Source organism: Candidatus Hydrogenedentota bacterium, from assembly GCA_018005585.1.
In the GTDB taxonomy this organism is placed as follows: Bacteria; Hydrogenedentota; Hydrogenedentia; order Hydrogenedentales; family JAGMZX01; genus JAGMZX01.
Map to the genome: position 1 here is coordinate 1 of JAGMZX010000247.1, position 5,168 is coordinate 5,168.

4 protein-coding genes are annotated in these 5,168 nt (G+C 63.9%); 2 read left to right on the forward strand and 2 right to left on the reverse strand.

The window, feature by feature from the left end; genetic code table 11:
- The first annotated feature begins 103 nt into the window (after nt 1-103).
- Nucleotides 104-1,486: a Gfo/Idh/MocA family oxidoreductase gene (locus KA184_23130; protein MBP8132484.1), complete on the forward strand. Its 1,383-nt coding sequence runs from the start codon at nt 104-106 to the stop codon at nt 1,484-1,486.
- Nucleotides 1,487-1,562: 76 nt separating this feature from the next.
- On the opposite strand, the gene KA184_23135 is transcribed toward KA184_23130, so the two are convergent.
- Complete coding sequence (locus KA184_23135) at nt 1,563-3,674, reverse strand: proprotein convertase P-domain-containing protein (GenBank protein ID MBP8132485.1); 2,112 nt, start codon at nt 3,672-3,674, stop codon at nt 1,563-1,565.
- 2 nt (nt 3,675-3,676) lie between these two features.
- A complete protein-coding gene (locus KA184_23140) occupies nt 3,677-4,081 on the reverse strand; it encodes a hypothetical protein (protein MBP8132486.1) in 405 nt (134 codons plus the stop codon).
- A 307-nt stretch (nt 4,082-4,388) separates the two neighbouring features.
- Here KA184_23140 and KA184_23145 point away from each other — a divergent pair, with 307 nt between their 5' ends.
- Nucleotides 4,389-4,802, forward strand: coding sequence for a YajD family HNH nuclease (locus tag KA184_23145; GenBank protein ID MBP8132487.1), 414 nt, complete (start codon nt 4,389-4,391; stop codon nt 4,800-4,802).
- Nucleotides 4,803-5,168 lie beyond the last annotated feature (366 nt).

A 5,168-nucleotide genomic window follows, 5' to 3' on the forward strand; every position in this document is an offset into this window, starting at 1 on the left:
AATCGGGGCACGAGCGTTGCACGGCGCAGCCGCCGGAAGGTATTATCGTTTTTCTGGAGTTTGTTGCCGCGAGTGAAGGAAGCGATGCCAAGGAGGTTATCACATGGCAAGGGAACAATCCCCGAACAACGTGAGTCGGCGTACATTCATCAAGCGGTCGGCGGGGGCCGCGTTGGGGGCGACGGTGGCCACGAACGCCGGCGCGCAGGTGTATAAATCGATCTTTCCGCAGACCGTGATAGGCGCGAACGAGAAAATCTACACGGGCCATATCGGCACGGGCGGCATGGGCCGCGCGAACCTCGGCTTTGTCATGCAGCGGGACGACATGGAGATCGTGGCGATCTGCGACCTGTACCGCAAGAACCTCGAGCGGGGCGCGCAGATGGCGTCCCAAAAGTTCCCCAATATCACGAAGCATCACGATTTCCGCGAGATCCTCGAGAACAAGGACGTTGACGCAGTCGTCATCGCGACGCCGGACCACTGGCATTGCCTGTGCACCCTGTTTGCCGCGGACGCGGGCAAGGACATCTACTGCGAGAAGCCGCTCTCGACGACCATCGAGGAAGGCCGCGCGATGATTGAGGCCGTGCGCCGCAACAACGTGGTCTTCCAGGGCGGGAACATGCAGCGCAGCGGCGCGCACTTCCAGGAAGCCGTGGAACTCGTGCGCAGCGGCTACATCGGCCAGGTGGGCAGCGTCGAGGCCTTCATCCAAGACGAGGAAACGGTGGATGGCATCGGCATGGGCGACGACGACCAGGCGAAGTGGGAACAAGAAGGACTGGACTGGGAATTTCACCAGGGCTGGGTCGAGCACAAGCCGTTCAATACGAACCGCTGGATATACAACTTCCGCTGGTTCCTCGATTACTCGGGCGGCAAGATCACGGACTGGGGCGCGCACCTGATCGACGCGGCGCTCTGGGGCATGGGCGACGCCGAGAAACAGCCGGTTTCCGCCTGCGCAATGGGCGGCAAGTACGTGGTACACGACAATCGCACTACGCCGGACACGCTCGACGTGGTCTGGGAGTACGACACGTTCACGCTGAAGTTCACGAACCGCGTTTGGAACCAGTTCCTGCCCGAAGGCTTCCAAAGCCATGGCGTGCTGTTCCACGGCACCCTCGGCACGCTGCGCGTGGACCGCAGCGGCTACGAGGTCTACCCCGTGAAGAACAACGGCGGCTGCGAGCCCAAGAAGGGCGGGGCCACCCCGCTGAACGAGCCGCACTGGGAGAACTTCTGCCAGTGCGTCCGCGAGCGCAAAGACCCGATCTCGACGGTCGAACTGCTGCACAACACGACGCGCACCTGCCACATGGGCACGTGTTCGTACGTGGCCGGCGGGCGGCTCTTCTGGGATCTCGAAACGGAACACTTCAAAGGCGACGATGAAGTGGCGAAGAAGGGCAACGCCTGGGCGTATCGCCCCTACTTGAACGGCTGGTCCCTGAAGGCCCCGTACCGGACCGCGTAATCCGCCGCGCGAGAGTTTGGCGCCCCGGGGCCAGGTTCCGGCCCCGGGGCGTTTTCCTTGACTCTGCGCGTTCCGTCTATTCGGTTCCCGGCGCTGTCCTGCGGCGCGCGGCCAAGGCCGCGCCGAACGCGCTGACAAACGCCACCAGCACGACCAGGCCCATGCCCTCGAGGGAAGGCAGGGCCGAGGCATCCGTGCTGCCATCCAGCAAGGGGTTCAACGCCGCGACGACGAAGTCTTCCCGGTCCAATCCGGCGGTTACCGTGTTGGCGGCTTCCTGGCCGTTGGAGAGAGCATCGCCATCGGGGTTCCCATTCGGCGACAAGGGCTCGCCGAAGGCCTTATCCACCGCCCCGGCCACCTCATAGGTTCCGGTCAGGGACAAGTTGCCCGCCGCCACGGCCTGGAGTTCGCTGCTGACCGAGAGCAGCGCCGCCAACACGTTCTCATAGGGCGCAAGAACCGCATACGCCGGTTCGGCCTGCAACGCCGCCAGGTTGTGCGTGAACGCACAGACCGTCGCTTCGTGCAGCGCGCCATTGCGGCGGCAGAGCACCTCACGCAACAAGGCAACCTCCCAGCTGTCGATGGTCCCCGTCAGGTCCAGGTCGGCGGTGGCCCAGTCCGCACCGAACAGGGCATAAGCCGCCACACCTTCGGCGTCAAAGTCCGGGCACGGTCCCGCCCAAGGACACGGCTCTCCTTCGCCCTCTCCTTCACCCTCTCCTTCACCCTCTCCTTCACCCTCTCCTTCGCCCTCGCCGCTCAGGGGGCACTCGCAACCGAAGTGGAGTTCCCACCCGGAAAGCGACCCCGTCTCGAAGAAGTCGACGGTCTGTATTCTGAGCAACCACGTGCCCGCCGCGTTGATGCCATTGAACGCGGAGAGGTTCGACTGCGGACGGAAACAGCCCGTAAACGGGGCCGCGCCTGCGCCGATGGCCGTGCCGGCCTCGTCGTCCAGCACCGTATCGGAGAAGCCGCCCGTACCGCCGACGCCGGTGAACAAGGTAATCTCCGTGCCCAGCGGCGAACGCAGGTCTACAATCAGGTCCCCGTTAAACGCATAGTTGATATCGAGTTTGACGTTCAGGTCGCTGACAACGAGCGGCCCGGGCACGACCAACGTGGATTCGGTCACCGGGTTGGCCAGAAAATCGATCGGGGCCGGCACGTCCATGCTTGCAAACGTGACGCATTCCCCCTCTCCTTCGCCTTCGCCTTCGCCTTCACCCTCGCCCTCGCCTTCCCCAGGCTGGAGCGTCCAGCCGATGTCGAGCATGGCGTCTCCCGTCACGTCGATATTCGTGTACACGTCCGTGAGTATAGGCTCCATGAGCAGGTCCGGCGTGTGGCCCACATCCCAGTGCGAAATACTGGAACCAAGCTCATACGGACTCGGGGCGTACATCTCGACCTCGCCCTGAGCATTCACGAACGGGGACGGACTGGTAATCCCCGCGCCGATAATGTTGGCGCCTTTCCAGTACACCTCGCCGCTCGTGACGGCGGACAGCCGCTCGGCGTTGCTCATGGCGGTGAAGTTCTTGTTCACCACGCCGGCGCGCTTCAGATTCCTCGAGTACGTGTCGGGAAACCCGTCAAAAAAGCCGCCTGTGCTGGGATCGACCATGTCAAAGAAGCCGAAGGCATGGCCGAATTCGTGCAGCGCAACGGAAACGAAGTCCACCGTCAGCGCGGGCGCGTTGCCGTCTGTCCCATAATAAAAGGACACCGAACCCAGCGCGACCGGTCCGTCTACGTCCGAATTGAACACCGCCGCCATGTGGAAGCCGGCGTTCGGTCCGCTCGTCGGCGTGACGCTGAACCCCATGAGCTGGCTCGCCAGCGGCACGGGATACCACGTGCCCGTCAACGGCAGACCCGGGTCGTCGCGCACGCTGGCCGTCGATCCCGCCTGCCCCAGCACGGCGCTTACCGCGTCGCCGCCAAGCGGGTCAAACGAGGCTTTCAGGGCAAGGTCAATCGTGCCGTCCAATTGGCTGGCCCAGACATCCAAGGCGTGTTCGAGCGCTGCCCGGCGCTGCGCGCCGAGCGTGGCGTCGTTGAACCCTTCCCCGGCGCTGTCCGCATAAGTGATATTGACCTGGAACGCCGCCCAGCCGGACGGTGCGGCCAACAGGAGCGCCCCCATCGCCGCCAGCGGGCATAAATAGCGCGATATCATGGCTATTCCTCCTGCTCTTCCGCCGCTGCGGCGCTGGAACCGGCGGGCACGCATTCGACGCTCACCGTGCCGTCCGGTCCGACATGCGCGATGGCCGCGTTCTGCCAGCCATCATTGAAATTCACCAGTACGCCGCCGCGCGCCGTGGGTTCGGTCGTGAAACGGCTGAACGACCGCGTCGTGCCCGCCTCCGGCGCGCGCGCCGCTTGCGGCGCGGCCGTGAGATTCCCCTTTTCGTCGACAAAAGCCTTGACACCCGGCTGCGTCTGCGAAGCTGCAGGCGCGTCGCCAGTCAGGGCAGCCGCGTCCGCCTCCGGCGAGGCGCCGGCGCCGCGCCAGAACAGCACAACCGAGCAGAACGCGGCTAACAGAGCACAGCACAACAGGAATCGGAAAGAAACTCGCATAAGGCTCCCTCCTTTTGAAAATGACGCCTGACCATCGACGCTCGGGCGGCCCTTGTGCCCGGACAACCTCGCTCCGCGGGCAAGAGCGCCCGAATCTAATCTGGAACCAAGCAACTGATAGAATTACGATAACCTATAAGCACGTTTTGGTCAAGAGACGGCGGCTGAGCCGGCGTAAGCGCAAGATCCCGCTTGCATGCCGGTAATTTTGCCGCGGCGCCCGCCAATACGGTACAGTCACACGCAACAGGACGCGTGCGCGCAGGGGCGCGCTTCCTGCAGACAGCACGCAAGGAATACAGCGCCAATGCCGCCAGAAAGAAGGAATCCGGACCCGCGGAAACGCGCGGAAATCCTGGCCGAAGTGCAGCGCACGCGCGAGCAGAGAGAGAAGGGCTACCGCGAACAGGCACTCCGGCTCTTCCCGCACGTGTGCGCGCGGTGTGGCCGCGAATTCTCCGGCAGGAGCCTGCGCGAACTCACCGTGCACCACAGAGATGGCGACCACCTCAACAATCCGCCCGACGGCAGCAACTGGGAACTGCTGTGTCTCTATTGCCACGACTACGAACATCAGACGCCGTATCAACATGCCCCGGGCGCGGGCTCGCCCCTGAACGCCGGCGTCGAACCGCTCACCTTCCAGGCCTTCGAGAGCCTGAAAGACCTTCTGCCTCCCGGTCCGCCAGAACCGGATGCCGATTCCCGCCAAGACGCATAACGCCCCCGCAACAGCGCGTGCCGCGGCTTTATACACGGCGCCATAATCGACGCCGCTTGTTCGCAGTTCAACCTTCAGATTGTCCGCGAAAAACCGCAAGCGGGCGCTTTGACTACGAACACGAAAATGATGTCGTTACCTGTAATACCGGAAGCGGGAGACTGAGTATCCGGACAGGGGACTGGCACAAGCGCGTCTTCGAGACGTGCCTGTCCCCGCCTCCCGGAAGTACGAACGCCCGGCGCAGCGCCCAGTGGCGCCGCGCCGCGCCAGCTTACGTAAACGTCACTTCAGAGTCCGGGGCAGAAACCGTCTTCGGTACCGTCCGCCGGACAGTGATGATACCCGCCGGAATTGTAGAACTGG

Coding starts and splice junctions, on each gene's coding strand:
- KA184_23135 (MBP8132485.1), bottom strand. CDS start 3,674: ATGATATCGCGCTATTTATGCCCGCTGGCGGCGATGGGGGCGCTCCTG.
- KA184_23130 (MBP8132484.1), top strand. CDS start 104: ATGGCAAGGGAACAATCCCCGAACAACGTGAGTCGGCGTACATTCATC.
- KA184_23145 (MBP8132487.1), top strand. CDS start 4,389: ATGCCGCCAGAAAGAAGGAATCCGGACCCGCGGAAACGCGCGGAAATC.
- KA184_23140 (MBP8132486.1), bottom strand. CDS start 4,081: ATGCGAGTTTCTTTCCGATTCCTGTTGTGCTGTGCTCTGTTAGCCGCG.